At 26.8% G+C, this 23,100-nt stretch carries 21 protein-coding genes, 4 tRNA genes and 1 other RNA gene; 9 read left to right on the top strand and 17 right to left on the bottom strand.

Features of this window, described 5'->3' with window-relative positions:
• Positions 1–12: 12 nt before the first annotated feature.
• From K5563_RS02330 to K5563_RS02295, 8 genes are all read right to left on the bottom strand, one after another.
• Positions 13–864, bottom strand: coding sequence for a DNA adenine methylase (locus K5563_RS02330; RefSeq protein WP_255571075.1), 852 nt, complete (start codon positions 862–864; stop codon positions 13–15).
• Positions 839–1,348 (bottom strand): nucleoside-diphosphate kinase, encoded by a 510-nt coding sequence (locus tag K5563_RS02325; RefSeq protein ID WP_221037392.1) that lies wholly within the window; start codon positions 1,346–1,348, stop codon positions 839–841. Before K5563_RS02325 ends, K5563_RS02330 begins: the two co-directional genes overlap by 26 nt.
• 228 nt (positions 1,349–1,576) lie before the next feature.
• Positions 1,577–2,161, bottom strand: coding sequence for a recombination mediator RecR (recR, locus tag K5563_RS02320; RefSeq protein WP_221037391.1), 585 nt, complete (start codon positions 2,159–2,161; stop codon positions 1,577–1,579).
• A 2-nt stretch (positions 2,162–2,163) separates the two neighbouring features.
• The gene (locus K5563_RS02315; RefSeq protein ID WP_221037390.1) at positions 2,164–2,463 is read right to left on the bottom strand and encodes a YbaB/EbfC family nucleoid-associated protein; all 300 of its coding nucleotides are present in this window, start codon (positions 2,461–2,463) and stop codon (positions 2,164–2,166) included.
• Between the two features lie 3 nt (positions 2,464–2,466).
• Complete coding sequence (gene dnaX, locus K5563_RS02310; protein ID WP_221037749.1) at positions 2,467–4,125, bottom strand: DNA polymerase III subunit gamma/tau; 1,659 nt, start codon at positions 4,123–4,125, stop codon at positions 2,467–2,469.
• 173 nt (positions 4,126–4,298) lie between these two features.
• Positions 4,299–4,394: signal recognition particle sRNA small type (gene ffs, locus K5563_RS02305), an RNA gene on the bottom strand.
• A gap of 3 nt (positions 4,395–4,397) precedes the next feature.
• Positions 4,398–4,484 (bottom strand) — tRNA-Ser (locus K5563_RS02300).
• A gap of 16 nt (positions 4,485–4,500) precedes the next feature.
• Positions 4,501–4,574 (bottom strand) — tRNA-Arg (locus tag K5563_RS02295).
• A 94-nt stretch (positions 4,575–4,668) separates the two neighbouring features.
• Between K5563_RS02295 and K5563_RS02290 the strand changes: the two genes are divergently transcribed.
• Positions 4,669–5,364 (top strand): DUF3298 domain-containing protein, encoded by a 696-nt coding sequence (locus tag K5563_RS02290; RefSeq protein ID WP_221037389.1) that lies wholly within the window; start codon positions 4,669–4,671, stop codon positions 5,362–5,364.
• A 37-nt stretch (positions 5,365–5,401) separates the two neighbouring features.
• Here the strand turns inward: K5563_RS02290 and K5563_RS02285 are convergent.
• The 4 genes from K5563_RS02285 to K5563_RS02270 all read right to left on the bottom strand — a co-directional run bounded on the left by K5563_RS02285 (position 5,402) and on the right by K5563_RS02270 (position 8,541).
• Positions 5,402–5,486, bottom strand: a tRNA-Ser gene (locus tag K5563_RS02285).
• 68 nt (positions 5,487–5,554) lie between these two features.
• Positions 5,555–5,644 (bottom strand) — tRNA-Ser (locus tag K5563_RS02280).
• Positions 5,645–5,723: 79 nt separating this feature from the next.
• The gene (locus K5563_RS02275; RefSeq protein WP_221037388.1) at positions 5,724–7,031 is read right to left on the bottom strand and encodes a hypothetical protein; all 1,308 of its coding nucleotides are present in this window, start codon (positions 7,029–7,031) and stop codon (positions 5,724–5,726) included.
• Positions 7,024–8,541 carry a fibronectin type III domain-containing protein gene (locus K5563_RS02270; protein WP_221037387.1) on the bottom strand — a complete coding sequence of 506 codons (1,518 nt, stop codon included), beginning with the start codon at positions 8,539–8,541 and terminating at the stop codon, positions 7,024–7,026. Before K5563_RS02270 ends, K5563_RS02275 begins: the two co-directional genes overlap by 8 nt.
• A 116-nt stretch (positions 8,542–8,657) precedes the next feature.
• Between K5563_RS02270 and uvrC the strand changes: the two genes are divergently transcribed.
• On the top strand, positions 8,658–10,460 hold the full coding sequence (gene uvrC / locus K5563_RS02265; protein ID WP_221037386.1) for an excinuclease ABC subunit UvrC: 1,803 nt from the start codon (positions 8,658–8,660) through the stop codon (positions 10,458–10,460).
• Positions 10,461–10,561: 101 nt separating this feature from the next.
• On the opposite strand, the gene holA is transcribed toward uvrC, so the two are convergent.
• Positions 10,562–11,545 carry a DNA polymerase III subunit delta gene (holA, locus tag K5563_RS02260; RefSeq protein WP_221037385.1) on the bottom strand — a complete coding sequence of 328 codons (984 nt, stop codon included), beginning with the start codon at positions 11,543–11,545 and terminating at the stop codon, positions 10,562–10,564.
• Between the two features lie 59 nt (positions 11,546–11,604).
• Between holA and K5563_RS02255 the strand changes: the two genes are divergently transcribed.
• Positions 11,605–12,765, top strand: a complete 1,161-nt coding sequence (locus K5563_RS02255; RefSeq protein ID WP_221037384.1) for a glycosyltransferase — start codon at positions 11,605–11,607, stop codon at positions 12,763–12,765.
• On the opposite strand, the gene K5563_RS02250 is transcribed toward K5563_RS02255, so the two are convergent.
• The gene (locus K5563_RS02250; RefSeq protein ID WP_221037383.1) at positions 12,752–13,618 is read right to left on the bottom strand and encodes a mechanosensitive ion channel family protein; all 867 of its coding nucleotides are present in this window, start codon (positions 13,616–13,618) and stop codon (positions 12,752–12,754) included. The two genes, K5563_RS02255 and K5563_RS02250, sit on opposite strands and share 14 nt — an antisense overlap.
• 196 nt (positions 13,619–13,814) lie before the next feature.
• Here K5563_RS02250 and K5563_RS02245 point away from each other — a divergent pair, with 196 nt between their 5' ends.
• The 6 genes from K5563_RS02245 (at position 13,815) to aspS (ending at position 20,004) form a co-directional block, all read left to right on the top strand.
• A complete protein-coding gene (locus K5563_RS02245) occupies positions 13,815–14,381 on the top strand; it encodes a chromate transporter (protein ID WP_221037382.1) in 567 nt (188 codons plus the stop codon).
• A gap of 13 nt (positions 14,382–14,394) precedes the next feature.
• Positions 14,395–14,928 carry a chromate transporter gene (locus tag K5563_RS02240; protein WP_221037381.1) on the top strand — a complete coding sequence of 178 codons (534 nt, stop codon included), beginning with the start codon at positions 14,395–14,397 and terminating at the stop codon, positions 14,926–14,928.
• Between the two features lie 608 nt (positions 14,929–15,536).
• Positions 15,537–15,869: an HPF/RaiA family ribosome-associated protein gene (locus K5563_RS02235; protein ID WP_221037380.1), complete on the top strand. Its 333-nt coding sequence runs from the start codon at positions 15,537–15,539 to the stop codon at positions 15,867–15,869.
• On the top strand, positions 15,859–16,125 hold the full coding sequence (locus K5563_RS02230; RefSeq protein WP_255571074.1) for an HPr family phosphocarrier protein: 267 nt from the start codon (positions 15,859–15,861) through the stop codon (positions 16,123–16,125). Before K5563_RS02235 ends, K5563_RS02230 begins: the two co-directional genes overlap by 11 nt.
• Positions 16,122–18,242 (top strand): cation:proton antiporter, encoded by a 2,121-nt coding sequence (locus K5563_RS02225; RefSeq protein WP_221037378.1) that lies wholly within the window; start codon positions 16,122–16,124, stop codon positions 18,240–18,242. The genes K5563_RS02230 and K5563_RS02225 overlap by 4 nt, the downstream gene beginning before the upstream one ends.
• Positions 18,243–18,246: 4 nt before the next feature.
• On the top strand, positions 18,247–20,004 hold the full coding sequence (gene aspS, locus K5563_RS02220) for an aspartate--tRNA ligase (protein WP_221037377.1): 1,758 nt from the start codon (positions 18,247–18,249) through the stop codon (positions 20,002–20,004).
• A gap of 52 nt (positions 20,005–20,056) precedes the next feature.
• Here aspS and K5563_RS02215 read toward each other — a convergent pair whose 3' ends face one another.
• From K5563_RS02215 to K5563_RS02205, 3 genes are all read right to left on the bottom strand, one after another.
• On the bottom strand, positions 20,057–20,467 hold the full coding sequence (locus K5563_RS02215) for an Hsp20/alpha crystallin family protein (RefSeq protein WP_221037376.1): 411 nt from the start codon (positions 20,465–20,467) through the stop codon (positions 20,057–20,059).
• A gap of 243 nt (positions 20,468–20,710) precedes the next feature.
• Positions 20,711–21,790: a class II fructose-bisphosphate aldolase gene (fbaA, locus tag K5563_RS02210; RefSeq protein ID WP_221037375.1), complete on the bottom strand. Its 1,080-nt coding sequence runs from the start codon at positions 21,788–21,790 to the stop codon at positions 20,711–20,713.
• A 142-nt stretch (positions 21,791–21,932) separates the two neighbouring features.
• Positions 21,933–22,991 carry an NAD-dependent epimerase/dehydratase family protein gene (locus K5563_RS02205; RefSeq protein WP_221037374.1) on the bottom strand — a complete coding sequence of 353 codons (1,059 nt, stop codon included), beginning with the start codon at positions 22,989–22,991 and terminating at the stop codon, positions 21,933–21,935.
• Between the last annotated feature and the right edge of the window lie 109 nt (positions 22,992–23,100).

The raw sequence follows: 23,100 nt of genomic DNA, 5'->3' as shown, positions 1-23,100 counted from the left end.
TATGCAACACTCCTAAAAATTTTTCACTAAAATTTCTTTTATACTCCCACGTCCAACTGGATTTGAATTAATCACTCTTTTAGAATCAACAAAAATAACATTATAATTCTTATATAGTTTAAGACTAGAATTAGTATAAGAATTTGAAAGCAAAAATTTAGCTCCAATTTGATCTATATTGTCACAAAAATGTAACAATTTTTCATGCATTTTAAAATCAAACCCATATCTACTATAATTCGTAAAATTACTTGTTTTCGAGCAAGGTATATACGGGGGATCAAGATAAACAAAATCATCCCTTTCTATAAAATTAAGTAAATAAAAAAAATCTGTGCTTAAAATTCTAACTGACCTTAAAAGCCTAGATGCAAACTGCAAATTCTTAACTTCATAAAAACTAATTTTTTTATATTGACCAAAAGGAGTATTAAACTGCCCCTTGCTATTCTCCCTATAAAGACCATTATAACAGGTCTTGTTTAAATAAAGAAAAATACATGCTTTTTCTAAATTAGTCAAATTTGCATTATTGAAACTATTTCTAATATTAAGATAATGCTCCTTAGTTAAAGGAATATGATTATATTGTTCTATTCCTAATAAAAAGTTATCCAAATTATAAGCAATTTCCTTATAAAAATTAATTAAATTAGAATTAATATCGTTAATAATTGAGTTTTGTAAATTCAAAGCAAAAAATAATGCCCCTCCACCTACAAAAGGCTCAATATAATTATTAAAAATAAGAGGTATATTATCTAAAATAGATTTGAGTAAATTTGTCTTTCCTCCAGCCCATTTCAAAATAGGTTTTATTGAAACTTGCATATTAATATCAACCATAATAATGTTCAACTTCATCATTTCTTTTATAGGTTAAAATTTCATCTTCTTTAAACCAAACAGATATTTCACGAAAAGCATCAGCAACATTAGAAGAAGCATGGATTACGTTATAAACTGAAAACTTTTTCTCATTTGCATAGTTAAAACTATGATATGCAAAATCACCTCTTATTGTACCAGGAAAAGCCATTTTTGGCTCTGTAGTACCACAAAATTTTCTAACAACTTCGATCACCTCAACACCCTCAATAACAAAAGCAAAAACTGGTGAACTCATTATAAAATCGATCAAAGATCTCCAAACAACCTCGCCATGCCTTAAGGCAATATCATCATATAAATAATGTGCTTCAGCTATTTCTCTAGTGACTAAAACCATCTTAGCAGCCACAATTTTTAATCCTGCTCTTTCAAATTTAGAAATTATATTACCAATCAAACCCCTTCTCACTCCGTCAGGTTTAATAATACATAAAGTTTTCTGTATTAAAATAGACATAAAACTATCTCCTAGTTTTTAAACAAAATTTAAGTTAATTATAAGACATAATTTATTAACTTTATGAGGCTAAATTGCAAAGACAAAATAAAAAGTTAAAAATAAAATTGATTTTTTTAAATCTTAATCTCAAAAACTATAAATGAAAAAACTAAAACTAACAATTAAATAAAAATAAAATCATGCAAAATCTTTTTTAAAAACTAAAAAATAACAAAGTGTCAAACTTTACATCTTAAGTCTTAAACGTAAAGCTCTAAGAGTAGTAATTTTATCAGAACTACTAATCCTACCTCCAACAGGAAGACCGGATGCTATTCTTGTAACATTAACATCTAAATCTTTTAAAATATTACTAATATAATTTGCTGTTACATCCCCTTCAATACTAAATTCTGTAGCAATAATTACTTCTTGAGCCTTAAGTGATCTAACACAAGTCTCTAACTTATCAAGATTTAACCTACCAGGACCAATATCTTTTAAAGGATCAAGATGGCCATGAAGTACAAAATAAAATCCATTATACTCTCTAGTAGACTCAATAACATCTAAGTCTTGGGGTGTTTCTACAACACAAATTAAATCTTTGTTTCTACTTAAATCTGCACAAATATCACAATATTCCCCCTCAGCAAAGTTATAACAGTTTTTACACTCCCTTACTCTAGCGTGCAGATTAATTAAAATTTGTCCCAAATTTTTTGCATAATCTTCACCACTATAAAGAATATCATATACCATCTTTATTGCCGTCTTTTTACCTATACCTGGCAACTTAGAAACCAAATCAATTAAATCTTTTATAACCAAATTTAAATCCCAAATGGGATAGAACCCATTGTTTTTGACTTTATTTCTTCCTTAACCTTAGAAATAGCATCATTAAAAGCTGATTTTATCATATGTTCAAGAGACTCATTATCTAAGTCACTAAAAAATTCTTCCTTAACTGTCACTTTCTTCACAACAAATTCTCCATTCATTTCAACAATAACAACATCGCTTCCCGCTCTGCCAGAAACAACAATTTGAGAGATTTCTCTTTTAATGTTATCAATATTACCTTTAAAATTTGACATATTCTTTAAAAAATCAAATGGATTTATTGACATACTCTACTCCTTTACCTCACTTGCTCCAAAAATATTTTTAATCCTTAATACATCACTTTCAAACTCATCATCATTATCTTTAAACTGCTTTTGCAAAATAACATTGAACCTAGGAAATTCTTTACGAAATTCAGTTATTATTTCATTTTGATAAGCTTGCAACTGATTATACTCAAACCCACTAAAAATCTTATAATAAAGTATCCCTTTATCAATATGAACCTCTCCTGAATATACTAAAGTTTGAACATACTTAGATACTAAATAAATAAAACGCTCTTTAATTTTATTATTATCATCTATCCCATTAAAACTATCTTTTGTCTCTATAAAGATCTCATCAATATCATTACCATCATCAGATTTTAGATTCTCAAAACTATTAATTTCAGTCTCCAAAAAAGCAGTATCAACTTTATCTTCATTAATACTTAACGACTCTTCTACTGAATCAATATTATCTAATTTTAGTTTTAAATCGGCAACACAATCAAGAGAATTCATACTAAAACCAACCTCATCAGACACTTTAGCTTCAATATCTTTAATTTGTTCAATTAAAACATGATTTGGTACATAATCTTTAAGTCTCAGTATCTTAATAAAATTAATCTCAAGTTCATACCTAGGATTTACTGAAAATTGCAAATCCCTATAAGTTTCAAGCAATACACTAATACTTCTCTCAACATGCTTTAAATCAAAAGTTAACAATTTTTCTTTTAAGATTTCAGATTTAACCCCAATAAATGTAAGATTTTTAATATCTAATTTGATAAATAATATCTCTCTAAAAAATTCAATTGAATCAATAAGAAATTGTTCACAGGAAATTCCCGTTAAAAAAACATCATCTAAAACACAAAGTAATCCCTTTAAATCATCATTAAGAATACTTAATGCCAATTTTTCTAAAAAATCGTCACTGGTTAATCCCATCTTAGATTTGATTTGTTCAAACTTTATGTCGGCATTACTTAATGAAACAACCTGATCAAAAAGCGTATAAGCATCCCTTACACTCCCTCCACTCTTATAAGCAATCCACCTTAAAGCTTCATGTTCATACTTAACATTATCTTCAATACAAACTTTCTTTAACATTTCATAAATACTATCTAAAGGTAAAAGTCTAAAATTAAAATGCTGACACCTGCTTTTTATTGTATCTGGAAGTTTATGTACCTCTGTTGTAGCAAAAATAAAAACAATATAACTAGGGGGTTCTTCAATTGTTTTTAAAAGAGCATTAAAAGCAGAATTAGAGAGCATATGAATTTCATCAATAATATAAACTCTATATCTAGAATTAGCAGGAGGAAATAATATTTCTTCCTTAATTTGTCTTACATCTTGAACAGAGGTATTTGATGCTCCATCAATTTCAACAATATCAAGACTATTATCTTTATCAACAGATTTACAACTGTAACAAATACCACAAGGAACAATTGTAGGGCCTACGTGACAATTTAAACATCTTGCAAAAGCTCTTGCAGAAGAAGTTTTACCAACTCCTCGTGGTCCTGAAAATATATAAGCACTTGCTATTTTATTGTTTTCTATTGAATGTTTTAAGGTTTCAACAACAAAATCTTGACCCTCAAGAGAATTAAAATCTCTGGGACGCCTCTTAATAGCAGTACCTCTTGCAGATATCACACCATTATCCCCACACATTAAATGATAATTTTATTTTAGCTCTAAACTTATAAAAGCAAAATAATTTAAACAAGAAAAATTATTACTAAATAAAATATAATATAACATGAATATTTTGATTAAATATTAACTTTTTATAAAAATACATATGTTTACTTAAAGCAAATTAAATTTATCCTAAGACTTACGCACTCATCAAATAATTGCTTACCGCTGCTACCTTCCAGTCCTGACGGGATTAGGCAACACTCAATAGTGCGGGTCCTAGGAAACGGAGAAAATGGGATTCGAACCCATGATACATTTTCATGTATACACGCTTTCCAAGCGTGCGCCTTCAGCCACTCGGCCATCTCTCCAAAATTAATAAATTTCCGTGCCCAAGAGGACTTGAACCTCTGACCTTTAGAATCGCAATCTAATGCTCTATCCAACTGAGCTACGGGCACAAACAATATTTTACTTCAATTGTAATAAAAATTATTATTTATTACAATTAGTAAAAACTAAAACATGAAATTCGTACATAAAAAGGAGTAATAAATGACAAGCAAGCTTTCAATCATAATAGCAATATTTTCATTGTTCATATTCATATCATGTCAAAAAAATGAAAAAAAAACAGAAAGCACTGATATTAATATTGAAACAAAAATTATCAAAGAAACAGTTACCGACCCAAATAATAATATTTTTCAAATAGATGCTCAAATTCCTACCATAGAAGGTTTAGATCTTGGATTTGAAGAGCTTATAACAAAATGGAAAGCTTATAACGAAACTGAATTCCTTAAAACAAGGGAAACAAAAAAATATAACTATGAACCTTTCTATTACGCTGACTTTGAAATATTTAAAAACTCAGCTCTAAAAATAACATCAATTCTATATTCTCAATATTTAATAAACAAATATGATGCAAACGGACTGACAACATATCATCCAATTAACTTAAGAGGAAAAGAAAAAATAAAACTATCAGATATAATTTCTAAAGACCAATTAGACTCTTTAATGCAAGTACTAAAAGAACAAGTGAAAACAGAATTTATAAAATTCACAATTAATTCTAAGGATAACCCTGAATTTGAAAAAGAATTTGAAGAGATCTTTAGACAATATAAATACTATTTTAAAAATAATAAGGTAGTAATATTTTATGATCCCCTAGTAATTCGTGCACGAGCTGAAGGAAAGACTGAATTTACATTCCCAATCGATCAAAATACTGAGAATTAAAAACTAATTATACAATTAAATCATTATGAACTAATGACGGAGAGGGTGAGATTCGAACTCACGGTAGGTTACCCTACGACGGTTTTCAAGACCGTAGCATTCAACCACTCTGCCACCTCTCCTAAATTAATATAAATACTAATAAATCTAAGAAACCTTTGTCAAGATAAATCTTAGCAAAAACTCCCTACGGAGAGAATGGGATTCGAACCCATGGTCCCTCTTTTAGAAGGACAACTTCTTAGCAGGAAGCCCCATTCGGCCACTCTGGCATCTCTCCTTACGATATACCAATAAGTAAGTATATATCAAAATAGTATATCAGAGTCATCATATTGTCAATAAAATAAGTTTTAATATTAACAATTGTTCTTAAAATCTATATAAGCTTTTATTAAATCTTTAAACTCTTTAATTGTAACATCAAATTTTATACACATAAGCTCATCTGAAAAAATTTTTTTGGTAATTTCTACCTCACTATTGCTAGCTCTAAGCTCAATATGTTCATCTTTAATTTTCCAAATATAAGGACAAATTCTATTTTCATAACTAAATACAAACACAGGATCTCTTAAATTTAAGGAATTGTCAATAAAAAATTGATATTCAAGCACCCACTTATCTTTTAAAGCCATTGCAAACTCATCTAAGAGCTCTTCAATCAAAATATCTTCTCTAGCTTCAATCAAACCTAAAAAATTAGAATAAATATCTGGTTTAAGTTCACAAAGCTTTTTCAGATAAAAATAAGCATCTTCGAGTTCTCGATTTCTTAGAAAAAATAAGAACGCGTAAAAATAAACTGAATCCATATCAGAATAATCTGATACCATCCTCTCAATAGATTTTCTAGGAGAAAAATTTAACAGTTTTATTGTAGCAATATGCATATTATATATTGTGTAAATATTAGGAAAATTTAAAATAGCTTTCACATAAGATTGAGTGGCTTGTGTCATACTACCTATCTTATGCAAAATAGTTGCTCTATTATGCCAAATATACTTAGAATAACTTGAATCTGTTAAAAATTGCTCAGAAAGTTTAATTGCACCACCTATATCTTTAATATAATAAAGATAATACATTAAATAATTAACAATAAGAGCAAGGTTAACTTCTGAAAAGCTCTCATCTATCTTTAATGGTTCCTCTTTTTCAAAGATATAATTTTTTTCTAAAAACCAAGCATTTAACTTAACAAGAGCATTATTTTTATCCACATCAGCAGCCCTAATAATCATCTCAATAGCCTCATCTCTTCTACCCAGTATCTCAAGAACAATAGAGGCATTATTAATGGCTTGAATAAACTTAGAATTTTGTTTGTTGGCTTTTAAAAAACAATTTAAAGACTTCTCATAATCTTTTAATCCAAAATAAAAAACTCCAAGATTATAATTTTGAAAATAACTCAATTCTTCTTCCTTACCATCAAACTTACCATAATGTAAAATTTTAACTAAAAAACTATATTCACTTAAAACAGGATAAGTATCTAATATATAAAGAAGTGCCTTATAATCTTTCAATCTAAAATAGATTAAAGATTTAAGAGATAAAACATCAAAGCTATCATCAAAAACATCCAAATTTAAAAGTGCATTTTTCAAATCACCTTTTTTATAAAGCTCAAAGGCTTTTTCAAAATTCAAGCTACTCATATTGCTCAAAAAGCTCCATAGGTCTTACGGAAATCTCTTTTGAGAAAGAAGCTGCATTAACACTCTTATCTAAATTATAAGAAGCAACACTAATATAATAAAGTCTTCCATTCTCAAGACCTGTAATTTTAAAATAGGTTTGATTTCCAACATCAATAGGAGATGATAAAAAACTGCCAACTCTACCATGATAATTGCCAGGGCTAACACCAATATAAATATAATAACCTCCAATATTATTATTATTAACAGGAAACCATTCAAGCAATATTTCACCAGATCCAGGAACGGCTTTTGTTACTAAAGGAGGGAAAGGAGCAGCCTCAGGTGTATAAGTTATAACCATATTATAAAGAGCTGGACTTTCTAAAGGAATACCACTTGGATAAAATTCGACTTTAATTTGAATATACTTTGATGTATTAAATTTAGGCAATCCATTTTTAGGATCAAAATGAATCCAATCTCCTGTTAAATTCTTTTTTATCTGTCCATTTTCATCTTTTCCATAAAATATTTTATTATCTAACTTATAATAATAAACAATATCTGTATCTTTTGGTTTTACACTATCAAATTCAATAGATAAAATTTGAGAATAATCTTTGGACAACTTTATTGGTTCTGTAACAATATATCCTTTGCTCTTTGAAAAGAAAGCATTATGCACTTCTTCAAAACTTTTATGAATTTCAAAATTTTCAATAGCTCCCGTAAAATATTGTCCCAATGTAAAATCAATAAAATCACCAATATTTAATAAATAGCCAGCACCTTCTGTTTTATCAGCAGTAACATATTCTATAGCTTGAGGCTTAGAATCTATTAAATATTCCAATAAACCATCTTTTTGCCTATACCTAATAGTATGCAAATGCCATTCTTTTGGGATAAAATCATCATAACTTCTCATCTTAATCTTAACTGGTGCTCCATTATCATTTAAAAACACATTATTAAAATTCCAAATGAAAGTACCGCCTTCACTCTCTAAACGAATAGCTTGATCTAACCAAACACCCTTAACATTTTTATATCCGTTCCAATTTACAATAACTTCTCCAGTAACAGAAGTAGAACGATAAGCCCAAAACTGAATAGTAAAATCAGAAATTATATTACCAGAATAAAATAAAGCCTTTTTAGTTAATGGTTGAAGTTTAACAGTATTGCGACCTGAATAAAAAATTAAAGAACTTCCTGAAATATTATGAAAAAAATTTGAAATCTTTGCATTTTTTGCATCAACAAAATAATTTAAAGCAGCATCATTGATAATATTATTATTTCCCATTTCTAATCTCAAATCAATATTATCAAAATCTGAAATTCCCTTATATCTATCCAAATAAATCCCAAGAATGCCCCGACTATCTCGTGCAAAGCTAATATTATGAGCTTCCTGAATAAATTTAAATCCATCTTTAGAATTAAGAATTAACTTAAGCTCTTGAGAAAAAACACTAGAAACATACAAACAAAATAGGGGAAATATAAAAAACAATCTCATTATAGACCTTTATCTTTTTTAACATAAAAAACTAAAAATATACAATAATTCAAATATAATTTAGTATTATAGCACAAAAATAAAATGATTATCTAAAGGCAAGTAATAGACATAGAATGCAAGAATACTTAAACAAGTTATATAATAAAGTACAAGAATTTCCAACAACAAGTGGCTGTTACAAGATGTATTCACAAAATAATAAAATATTATACATAGGAAAAGCAAAAAACTTAAGAGCAAGAGTAAAAAACTATTTTATAGAAAGAATTAGCCATAAAACAAAAATACTAATGAACAATGTAGCAAATATAGAAATAATTACTACAAATAGTGAATATGAAGCTTTATTATTAGAATGTAACTTAATTAAAAAATACAAGCCAGATTACAATATTAAGTTAAAAGATGACAAAGGATATCCTATGATAAGGATAACTTGTGAAAAGTACCCAAGAATCTTTAAAACTAGAAAAATAATAAATGACGGAAGCGAATATTTTGGACCATATGTTAATACAAAAAATTTAGATTTAGTATTAGACCTCATCAACAAAATATTTAAAACTAGAAAATGCAAAAAAAAATCAAAAAATCCCTGTTTTTATTTTCATATGAATCAATGCCTTGGAGTATGTCACAGAGAAGATCTTGAAGAAGAATACAAAAAAGAAGTAGAAAAAATAAAACATATATTAAATGGTAATATATCCAAACTTTTAGATGAAATTGAAATACAAATGCAAGCAGTAATTAAAAAAGAAGATTTTGAAACAGCAATAAAGTTAAAAGAAACTAAAAAATCATTAATGGAAATAAGTCAAACACAAATAATTACAAGAATGAATAAAATTAGTACAGACTATGTATATATTCATAAGACAGATAACCTAAATGTTATTGTAATACTTAAATACAGAGACGGAAAATTAGTAGAAAAAGACATAAATTTCGATAAAAGTATATATGACGAGGGTGAGTTAATATCAATATTTATAACACAATACTATACATCTCTAAACATGATAGTACCTGATAAGATCTATATCTTTAAAAAGATCGAAACTGAAAATATAATAAAATTGATTAATGAATTTAAAGATATAAAACCTGATATAGTTCACGAAGAAACTCCAAACACTACAAAAATAATGGAAATGGCAATTTCTAATGCAGAAATCGCACTAAGAGAATATAGTAATGAACAAAATCAATCACTAGAAAACCTAAAGATCATCCTTGAGATGACAAAATTACCAAAGACAATTGAAGGATTTGATGTTGCTCATCTTAATGGATACAATACAGTAGCATCACTTATTACCTTTAAAATGGGCAAACCTTTTAAAGATGGTTATAGAGTTTATAAGATCAACTCATTAAATCATGGTGAAATTGACGACTTTAAGGCAATAAAAGAAGTTGTATCAAGAAGATATTCAAAACTTATTAATGAAAAATCAGAAGAATTGCCCGATCTAGTACTAATAGATGGAGGGAAAGGGCAATTAAATGCCGCTTATGATATTTTAAAAAAATTAAGAATTAAAGATAAAGTTGCTATTTGTGCACTAGCAAAAAAAGAAGAAATGATATTTTTACCAAATAAAACACAAGGTATTAAACTTCCTGAGGGAAATTCTGCTCTTAAAATATTACAAAACGTTAGAGATGAGGCTCACAGAAGAGCAAATGGTTTTAATAAAAAGTTACGAAGCAATATAAAATTGAATTACAGTAAGATCAAAGGAATTGGAGAACAAAAATCCAAAACCATTTTAAAAATGCTTGGCACACAAAAAGATATCTCTCTTTTAAGTGAAGATGAAATAGCAAGCAAGGTAAATACAAATATCAAAACAGCAAAAAAAATAAAAGATTTCTTAGAAAATCAAAATTTGAAAAACAATCAGTCATAAAATATGATTAAAATCAAATTTAAATTTATTTCAATAAATAAGTAATATATTCTTTCATTTTTAATAATTTTAAATTCAATTCAAGACCAAAAGCAGATACTTTAAAAGGTATACTTAAATTTACAAAAAAAACTATTAATCAAAGTGTCATCTTGAGTCAATAAGATTGATACCATAAAATATGATAAATTTAAATGCATATTTTTACCATAGATTCTTGCATATAAATCAAATTTATGCAAAATTTTCAAAATAAATTTGATATCAATAATTGAATAATTTTGAAGCCCTATCTTATAAGTTTTCTCTAGTGAAGCAAATACCTTATACTTTTTAAGTACAGATGAAATACTATTAAAATTTTCGCAATCTATTTTCACTTTCAAAAATTTTTTAAACTGCCAACCAAGATTCATTAAAATACTAATCAAATCTTCTCCTTGATCTAGAATAGATTTAACTTTTAATAAAGAACTCTCCATATCTTTTTTCAAAATTGACTCAAACAAGGAAAAAGGATTTTCAGGACGCATAAAACTAAGCCAAGAATTCACATCATGCTCATCAATAGTTCTATCTTTAATAAGAAGAGCAAAGGAATTAATATAAAACTCCAAAATCTTAGTATCTGTATCTAACATAAAAAGCATTAAATTTATTGCTTTATCTGTAATTTTAATTCCAAGTTTAAAAAAACTTTTTTTTACAAATAAAAATTTATCAGCATCAGATAATTCATAAAAAGTTTTTTTAACCACCTTCAAAGAATCTTTAAGATCAAAATTGATCGAATTTTCCTCAGAAATAAAAATAATAACTTTATTTAAAGGTTTTAAGATTACACTATAAATTAACTCTAAATCTTTTTTATTCTTTAAATTTTCAGCCTCATAAATAATAAAGACTTCCCTTTTATTAAAAAAAGAATTAGTTAAAAATAATTCATAAAGTTCTATTGATGATAATTCTGACATAAAAAGCTTGATAACGCATTTATTATCAACACCTAACTTACTCAAAATATCATTTAAATAAGCTTCCTTTAATCCATGTTCTTTACCTAATAATAAATAAATTTCATTCATTTAAAATATTTTATACTAAAAATAATATTATGTTATACTTAAAATGTAAGGATAAAAGCATGAAAATTGCAATGTTTACAGATACGTATGTTCCAGATAATAATGGAGTATCAACGTCTATCAAACAAATCAAGGCTGGCCTTGAAAAAAAAGGTCATACCGTTTACATTTTTTGTACACAATCTCAAAAAACAGATTTAAAAGAAAACTGTGTTTATAGAAGTTTATCAATTAACCTAAATAAAAAAGTAGATGCTAAAATAGCACTTCCAAATACAAGACAAATAAATAAAATTATAAAAGAATATAAGCCTGAAATAATTCATACACATTCAGAATTCATTATGGGAAATCTTGGAAAAAAGATATCAAAACAATACAATATTCCAATCGTTCATACCAATCATACAATGTGGGATCACTATTTGCATTATATCAAATTTTTAAAATGCTTCATTAATCCAGACAAAATAATGAAAAAATTTTATGATCAAATCCACCATTTTATTTATCCATCAATTAAAACATATGATAAATATTTTAATCTTGCAAAAAATGCCGACTATAAAATAATACCAAATGGAGTAGATAGGGAACTTTTTATCAAGGAACTAAGTCAAGAAAAAAAACAAGAAATTTTAAATAAACATGGAATCAGCAACAATGATAAAATCATAATCTTTGTTGGAAGAATCAATAAAGAAAAAAATGTATCTCTGCTAGTAGAACATCTAAAAAAACTTCTTATTGAAAATAAACACTGCAAGCTACTACTCATAGGAAAAGGAAAAGAATCAATTCAAATACAACATTTAAGAAAGCAATATAAGATTGAAAAACAAATCATACTAACTGGACCAATACCATGGGAAGAAATGTACTATTATTATAAAATTTCTGATGTATTTGCAAGTCTATCAATAAGTGAGGTATATCCAATGACAATAATCGAAGCTTTAAGTTCTGGAATACCTGCAATACTTGCCAATGACATAATATATAAGGATATAATACATCAAGGAAAAAATGGATTCTTAATAGACAATTATGAAGACATATACAAATATATGAAAGAACTAATAGAGAATGATGAAAAATTACGAACTTTAAAAAAAAATACAGAAAAAACATCAACTATTTTTTCAATTTCATTTGTTATAGATCAGATTGAACAGTATTACTTTGAAATAATTAAAAGCCAAAAAATTAATAAAATTTAATACAATCTATGATTTTAATAGGCAATTTTATTCCCATGTCAAATAAAACACATTTAATATTTTCTGCCATGAAATATTTAAAATCCCAAAAAAATTCAGTCTTTACAAAACATCTTACTTGCATGACTATGTAATGAGGCGTATATTCTTTTACAACAATACTAGGTTCATCAATACCATATTGTTCCTTATTAAAGGAAAATGCTAAATTTTGTATTTTGACTTTAAGTAACCCAATATCTGTATCATAAGGAACTTGAAAGTCAAATGAAATCCTCCTTGTAGAATTTGCAGAAAAATTAGTAACTGATGTATTTGTAAACTTACTATTTGGAACCTTAATAATTTTACCATCCACGGTCTTAAGTGTAGTAAAAAATATCTGAATATTATTTACTTCTCCTTCAAAATCATCACAGCTAATATAATCACCAATTTTAAAAAAATTGGCATTAAGCACAATAAATCCGCTAACAAAATTGGATAAAATCCCTTGAGCAGCAAATCCAATTGCAAGACCCAAAGACCCAAATATAGCAAAAATAGAAGCTGTAGAAACACCAAGATAAGGTAAAATCATCAAAATTAATACCATATCTGTAGTCACTTGAAAAAATGATCTAAAAAAATTAAGAACAGTAGAATCTAACTTTGTTTCTAGCTTGGATTTTTCAAAAGCTTTCAAAAAGAGCTTAGCTAATTTTTTAACTAAAAATCTCAAAATACACCATATTAACAGTGCTAATAAAAATTTTAACCCATAAACCAATATCGTTTCAAAAATTTTATCAACATATCCCTGAAAAACAAATATCTCTTTTAATACATCTAATGCTCTTGGTTGACCATTCATAAGTCATTAGATTATAACATAAAAAAACAATAGAAAAATATAATTTTACAAGACAAATGAATATCAAAATCAAAAGTTCACACATAAAAGTATCAATGCTCATTAATAATAAAGAACCACTTATGGTAAAATTTAATTAATTTTAATTTTAAATTAACAAAAATATTAAAACTTGGACAATTTGGACAATAAGTATATGAATAAAAAAAAAGAAGAATTACATGAATTATTGACATTATGCTACATTGTCTTTAAGATCACAACACTAACAATTGGCGGGGGATTATTAATCATATCTGAACTTAAAAAAATAATTGTAAATAAAAAAAAATTAATATCTGATGAGGAGTTCAATAAAATACTTGCAACATCAAATGTAATCCCTGGAGTAACAGCAGTCAATTTTGTATTCTTAATTGGTAAAAAACTTAAAGGATTTAAAGGCGCAATTTTACTTACTATTGCTGGAATATTGCCATCAATAATTATAATTACCATAATAGCACTTTATGCAAAGTTAGATTCAAATAATATTTACTTCCAAAAATTCATCAAAGGTGCAAAAATATCATCAGCTATTACAATGTCCATGCTCATATTCGAATTCTCAAAAAAAATGCTAAATAAATCCATAAAACAATGGATCACATGTTTATTAATAACATATGTACTATATCAATTTAATGTAGACTTATCATATATACTGCTATTATTCCTATTAATATGTTCTATAACATACAAAATAAAGAAAAAATTTTATTAAGAAAGGTATAAATTTGATTTTAATAAGTTTATTCATTATATTTTTTAAAATAGGAATTCTAAACTTTGGCGGAGGAAACGGAATTACAACAATTATTAATAAAGAAATTGTTAATAATAAGGAATGGCTCACAAAAGAAGAATTTATTAATCTAATTACAATGTCTAGAATTACTCCTGGACCCATTGCCACTAACGTAGCATCATATGTTGGTACAAAAGTAGCTGGAATTACTGGGTCAATAATTGCCACAATAGCACTAATATCTGCCCCAATATTAATTATCATTCTTATAACATCAGTGCTGCAGAAAATAAAATTCTTCAATTATTACCTTAAGAACCTAAGACCCATAATTATAGCATTATGGATCATAACTACAATTATTTTATTTAAAAGCATATTTTTACAACCAAACTTTAGTAACACAGAATTTTTAAAAACCCTTGCACTTATAGGACTAAATATAATAACTTTATTAGTTTACAAAAATGTCACTCCTACAATACTAATCATATCAAGTGGAATACTCTACATTATTGTATAAATATGTAAAAACAACACTTCAAACTAATACAAAAAATTTAAAATAATACAAATTAATACAACAAAAATTTTAAGTTCTAGCAAAAAAAATTTGATAAAATTTGTATAACACCAAATAAAAAACAATTAATATTTTCAAGTAAAATCAAACAAATATTTTTAGAGACACACAACATCTATTAATCTAAAAAGTCTTTTATCAAAAAATTGAATCCCTAATATAAAAAGGTGAAACAATTACCAAAATAGGAAAATCAATATATGTATATTACAAAAAAGATTTAAAAAACTAAAACTAATAAAGCTGATTGACACATACCTAATAAAATCAAATATATCAAAATCAACTATATCAAGAACAATAAAAACAAATATTTCAAATGTGATTGAAAATAAACTCAATTAAAAACTATTTAAATCAGTCAGTGATGCTATTAAAATAAAACAAATTTTTAAATTAAAAGTATTAAATTAGTATTAAAGGTAATCTTAGAGCAAAACAAGAAGATTGCAGATAATCAAATTTCTGCTATACTAAAACCTAAAGAAAAATTTCAAGAAAAATTGTAAATAAATGTGGGAATCAATCAAACTTTAAAGGAGAAATGTATGGAACTTAAAATACAAGCTATTAATTACCATTTAAGTAACAATACAAAAAATTTTATTGTAAAAAAATTAGAAAAACTTGGGGAACATATCAAAAACAACTCAGAGAGTCTAAAGATCACAATAAAAAAAGAAAATGATAGTTTTGACATAAATGCTCATCTGCACTTTAATTGGGGAAAGATAATACATATTACAGAAGAAGGTAAAGAATTATATGCCTTAATAGAATGTATAATAGACAGATTACATAATACAGCAAACAAGGAAAAAGATAAAAAAGAAACAAATAACAAACAACAAGTAAAAATAAATGCAAACAATGATAATTAAAATAGCCAATAAAGAAAGTATTAACGTACAACCATCAAGCATTCTTTCAAAATTTACAAGTAAATATCTGTTTTTCGGTATAAAGTTATTTATAAAAAATGAACAAAAAGCTAACATCAAATATGTAGTTGAGATTATAATGCTTAGAGTTATTAAAAAAGAAAAAATAAAAATTATAGTAAATGAAAAAAAAGAAATTGAAATCATTAATAATAAATTATTAATGGCAAACTTTAAAAAAGAGATTCAAGAATGAATAAAAAAATCTTTTATAAAATATTATTTGCACTAAATCCTATCCTTTTATTTGGGGTTACAGACTACATGAAAGACACAAGCCATAATGTTGAAACTAAAATTTCTTCTTTCATAATGAGTTTAGCAGTTATTGTAATATTAGCTAATCTGCTTGGCAACTTAGTAGGAAAATTTGGAATTCCAAAAGTAATAGGACAAATAACAACAGGCATTCTACTAAGTCCAACATTTCTTGGAAAGATTAAAATGCCTTTACTATTTCCACTAGGCATTATCAGTATAGGTGACAATTATCTAATCAATGAAGAAATATTTGCAATATCAACAATAGCATCAATCATTTTACTCTTTATGGCAGGTCTTGAAACCGATTTAAAATTATTCCTAAAATTCTTACCACGTGGGGGACTAATAGGAATAACAGAAGTAATTGGTACTTTTACAAGTTTTGCACTAATATCTACTATTTTATTTGATGTGCCATTAATTAGTCCTACATCTCTTTTTATAGGTATAATAGCAACACCTTCCTCAGCAGGAATTGCTGCAAGCATACTCTCAGCTAAAAAAAAAATGAGTACATCAGAAGGGGTAACAATAATATCAACCTCAATAATTGATGATGTACTCTCAATGATTATGCTAACAAGCGTAATAACAATATCACGTTCACTCTCAGATCTTGACATTACAATCTCAATCACAGCTACAATTAAAAACATACTAATTTGGTTTTGTCTAACATTTGCATTAATCCTGCTATCAGAACCAATTTCAAAATTGCTTAAAAGCTTTAATAGTGTTACTTTAGCAACTGTAATAACTATTGCTTTAACCCTTATTGTTTCAAGCTTTTTCCAAAATTTAGGAATGTCATTTGTAATTGGAGCTTATATATTTGGCCTTGCTATGTCAAAAACAGATATTGTATGTGTAATTCAAGATAAATTAACAATATTTGAACGGTTTTTTATACCAGTATTTTTTACGTCAATAGGACTTATGGCTGACATTAATGTGATATTATCAAAAGAAGTCTTAATGCTTGGAATTATGCTTAGTTTCATAGCTATAGCAACAAAAATCATATTTTGTTTTATTCCATCATATTTTTTAGGGTTTAACAAATTAGGTGCACTAAGAATAGCTTTTGGAATGGTTCCAAGAGGAGAAATCTCATTAATCATTGCCAACGTAGCACTTTCTTCTGAATTTATAAGTCAAAAAATATTTGGTATAATAATAATTATAGTTTTCCTGCCAACAATAATAGCAACACCAATAATAAACATGTTATTTCGAATAAATAAAAATGGCTTAAAAAAAGAAATGAAAACAGAACAAAATACCCAAATTACAGTATCATTTAAATATGATAACCTAACAAAAATACTTGTATGGGAATTAAAAAATGAAATAAGAAATGAAGGATTCTTTACTCAACAAATAAAAAATGACTTCTCACAATATATCAATGCAAGACGCAATGATATTTCATTATCAATAAAAAGAGAAGGAACTAAAATTACATTTGAATGCCCCAAAAAACACTTAATCATAATACAAGATTTATTTAGAGAAACCATTTTAAATATAGAAAAAATGACTAAAGAAGTTAAAACTGCTTCTTTAAATGCACAAAAATTAGATTATTCAATAAATTACGACAAAATAAGTAGCAACATTAATCTTAATAAACGAATTAAAAAGGAAAATATTATTTTAGAATTAAAAGCAAAAAATAAAATTGAAGTGTTAAGAGAATTACTCGATGTAATAAAAGTCGAAATTGATAAAGAAATAATATTACAAGATTTAATGGAAAGAGAAAAGTTAATAACTACAGCGCTTAAAGAAGGATTTGCAATACCTCATTTAAAAACTAATTTAATCAAAAAAATGCATATTGCTATTGGAATAAGTCACAATGGAGTTGATTTTAATGCAATTAATAAAAATCTAAGCCATATATTTATATTAATACTATACCCAGCAAAAGAATACGTTAATTATCCGCGCATTCTATCATCTATTGTAAGAAAGGTTGACTCTAATAAAAAAGCAATGCTTAAAGCTAAAACTGATAAAGAAATTTATAATATAATAGTAGGATAAAGTTATGTTTAAAACCATTAAGTGTAATCAAATAAGTTATAAACTTGTAAACAAAAGAATCGAAATAAATGCCTGGGTCAAAAAAATAAGACATCATGGAAAAGTTACCTTTATTAACCTTAGAGACAGATATGACGAAGCACAAGTAATTGTAAATGATGAAAATCTTTTAAAAATAACATCTCAAATAAAAATGGAATATTGCATTAAAGTTCAAGGAACATTAGAACTAAGGCCCCTAGAACTTGCAAATACAAAAATGAACACAGGCTCATTTGAAATATTAGCAGAAAATATAGATATAATATCAACATGTAATGAACTACCCTTTATGATTGAGGATAATAATAACGCAAGTGATAACTCAAGACTTGAATACAGATATTTAGATTTAAGACGTGAAGAGCAAAAACAAAAAATAATATTAAGAAGTAAAGTAATACATATCATTAGAAATTATTTAATACAAAAAGACTTCCTAGAATTAGAAACTCCAACATTTGTAAAATCAACACCAGAAGGTGCAAGAGATTTTCTTGTGCCATCAAGAATACATAAAGGGCACTTTTACGCACTACCGCAATCACCACAGCTTTATAAACAACTTACAATGATAGCAGGATTTGACAAATACTTTCAAATAGCCAGATGCTACAGAGACGAAGATTCAAGAGGGGATAGACAACCAGAATTTACACAACTTGACCTAGAAATGAGTTTTATCACAAAAGAAAATGTATTTAAACTAATGGAAAACCTTATGTCTACCATCTTTAAAAAGACATTAAATATCACTCTACCAAAAAAATTTAAAAGAATGACATATGAATATGCAATAAATACATATGGAAGTGACAAACCAGATACTAGGTATGAATTACTAATAAACGATATGAGTCAACATTTTAAACAATCCTCATTTAATGTATTTCAAGATACATTAAAGAATAAAGGTACAATAAAAGCAATTATTGTTAAAAATCAAGCTCATATTTTCTCAAGAAGCAAAATCAATAATTTAGAAGAACATGCTAAAATTTACAAAGCCCATAGTCTTTATTTTGCAAAAATGGAAAATAATGAATTTCAAGGTGGTATCGCTAAATTTTTAAATGAAACAAAACAAACTTTAATTGAAACTTATTCACTTGAAAACAATGATATAATGTTTTTTATAGCTGATTCATGGGAAATTGCTTGTAAATCCATGGGACAAGTGAGAATTAAAATTGCAACTGAACTTAATCTAATTCAAAAGAATACATTTGAGTTTGCATGGATTTATGATTTCCCTCTATTTGAATACGATGAAGAAACAAAAAGCTATCAAGCAGCTCATCACATGTTCTCACTACCTCAACAAAAATATATTAATATCTTAGAGAGCAATCCAAGTAAAGTCTTAGGAGAAGTTTATGACCTTTTATTAAACGGAATGGAACTTGGTTCAGGTTCAATTAGAATACACACAAGAGAACTTCAACAAAGAATTTTTAACATAGTAGGATTTAAAGAAACAATAGCAGAAGAAAGATTTGGATTCTTTTTAAAAGCATTAGAATATGGAGCCCCTATTCATGGTGGAATAGCAATTGGAATTGATCGACTCTTAATGCTAATGACACATTCAAGCTCAATAAAAGATGTAATACTTTTTCCAAAAAATTCATTTGCAGCTAGCCCCCTTGACAAATCCCCTTCTAGAATTTCAAATGAACAGCTAAGAGAAATCAACTTAAAAATTGAAGATCAAAAAAGATAAGGATGCCGGATACATAAGATACATCCTTATCTCTATTCAAGATTCATAAAATTTATTCAATTGCAATCTTTTTTTCTTGACTTTTTTGAACAACTTCATCTTTTTTTGCAAGTTCAATAATCAAAACACCATTTTTTAATTCTGATCTGATCTTATTTTGATCAATATTCCCAGATAATCTAAAACTTCTTGAAAAAGAAATATCCCTTCTCTCTACTCTTAAATATTTATCATCCTGCTCTTCTTCTGTCTGCTTACTTTCATAACTTATTGTCAAATAATCATTTTTAATTGAAATTGCCACGTCCTCTTTTTTTATTCCTGGCAAATATGCTTCAAGAATGAATGATTTACCTTCGTCCTTAATATTTACTGGAACATCTTGAATGCATCTAGAACTGATAAAATCAAAATCATCATTTAAAAAATCAAGAAAACTTTTTTTATAATTTGTTAATAACATATAAAACCCCCTATTTTAAAATTTTGAATAAAAACACACTAAACGAAGTAACATCAATATTTTTAATTAAAATAATAAAATAAAAAAATAAAAAGCACAATATTAAAATAGAAAATAAAAATATAATTATTAAAATAATTATATTAATTTAAATAAATTAAATACACAAATAAAATTATTTATAATAAATAAATAAAAAGTCGCCTTTAAAGGCGACAAAACTAAATTCTTAATTACATATATTTAATTTCTATTAATATTATTTAGATTCTTGCAAGCAATTTTTACACGTTCCTTCATACTAATCTCAGATTCTCTAAGCCACACTCTTGGATCATAAAATTTTTTATTTGGAATATCAAAATCAATCCCATCACCAAGTTGACCTTGCAATCTATTTTCATTTTTTTTATAATAATTTAATATACCTTCCCAAGCAGCCCACTGAGTATCTGTATCAATATTCATTTTAACAATTCCATAAGAGAGTGCTTCATTAATCTCCTCTATTGTAGATCCAGAACCTCCATGAAACACATATGAAACAGGTTTTAAATTACTTGAATTAGTCTTTGAAACAACATAATTTTGCCCATCTCTTAATACTTTAGGAGTAAGTTGCACATTCCCAGGCTTATAAACACCATGAACATTACCAAAAGCCGCGGCAATCTGGAAATTAGGACTAACCTTAATAAGCTCAGAATATCCATAATAAATTTCTTCAGGAGTTGAAAATAACTCGTGATGCGCTCTATCGGAATTATCAACACCATCTTCTTCACCACCAGTAATTCCAAGCTCAATTTCTAAAAACATCTCAATATTAGCCATTCGCTCTAAGAATTTTTTTGATATTTCAATATTTTCTTTAATTGGTTCTTCAGATAAATCTAACATATGTGAAGAAAATAAAGGTCTCTTATGTTCTTGATAATATTTCTCCCCATATTCTAAGAGTCCTTCAACCCAAGGAATTAATTTTTTTGCACAGTGATCTGTATGAAGAACAACAGGTATTCCATAATGTTCTGCTAGAAAATGCACATGAAAAGCACCCGAAACAGCTCCAAGTATAGAAGTTCCTTGAGGTTTTTCAACCTTTAATCCTTTACCACAAATAAAAGCAGAACCACTATTTGAAAATTGTATCATAATAGGAGAATTAATTTCCTTTGCTGCTTCTAATACAGCATTAATTGAATTTGTACCTACACAATTAATTGCAGGAATAGCAAATCCCTCTTTTTTACATATTTCATATAAAGTATGTAGATCTTCACCATAAACTACACCAGGTTTAATTTTATCTAAAACGCCCACCTATAATACCTCCTTTCTTGTGAATTGACATATATTCTATATTATATACTTCAAAATGCAAAATTAATCTCACTTCAAAAAAACAAAATCGCAAAAAGAACCTAATACCACAATTTTATGCAAATAAAAACACGCAAATGTACTACTCAACCATTCTAGACTTATACCAATCTGCAAATTTTTTTATCCCTTCTTTAATACATATTAAAGCTTCATAATTAAAAATTTTTTTAAGTTTTGAAACATCACAGCAACTCTCTATAACCTCTGATTTTTGCATAGGTAAAAACCTTTTATCAGCTTTATTTCCAAGATTTATTTCAAGTTCATTAATAAATTCTGTAAGTTTAACAGAATGTCCTGTACCTATATTATATATCCTATAAGGAGCAATAGAACTTGAAGAATTGGGATTATTTACATCAAACTTACTATCACTTGCAGCTGGATTTTTAAGTATACTATAAACACCATCTACAATATCATCCACATAAGTAAAATCCCTAGCCATATTGCCATTATTAAAAACATTAATAGGGGTTTTATTTACAATGCCATCTGCAAATAAATATAATGCCATATCAGGTCGCCCATAAGGTCCATAAACCGTAAAAAACCTTAACCCTGTCGTTGGAATATTAAAAGATGCACTATAAGCATGAGCAATCAATTCATTAGACTTTTTACTAGCCGCATACAAATTTAAAGGATGATCTGTTATATTATCTTCATCTGAAGGCATTTTTTCATTCAAGCCATAAACTGCAGACGTTGAAGCATAAACAAAATGCTCAATATCATCTTTGTAGATTCTACATGCATCTAAAACATTAAAAAAACCAACAATATTAACTGAAACATAACTATCAGGATTTTCCAAACTATCTCTAATACCAGCCTGAGCTACTAAATGACAAACATGCGTAAATTTATAACAAGCAAAAAGAGACAATATTTTATCTTTATCTAAAATATCAAGATAAACAAAACTTAAATTATCATATCTATTACTTTGAATAACTCTACCGCTATTTATATCCTTACAATCAAATCCTAAGATTTTTAATCGTTCAAATTTAATACTGGGGTCATAATAATTATTTAAAATATCAACACCAATAACTTCATGCCCATTTTCAGCAAGCTTCTTTGCAACATAAAATCCAATAAAACCTGCAATACCTGTTACAAACACTTTCATAGAACCACCACGAATTACTAATTAACAATATATTTATTATTTTAATAACTACATTATCACAAAATATAGATTCCAAATAAATACTAATTTACAACCTTAATAAAAACAT

Origin of the sequence: Borrelia sp. HM (assembly GCF_019669085.1) — a bacterium.
GTDB lineage: Bacteria > Spirochaetota > Spirochaetia > Borreliales > Borreliaceae > Borrelia.
The sequence above is the reverse complement of the archived record's forward strand: the minus strand, read 5'-3'. Positions and strand labels throughout refer to the sequence as shown.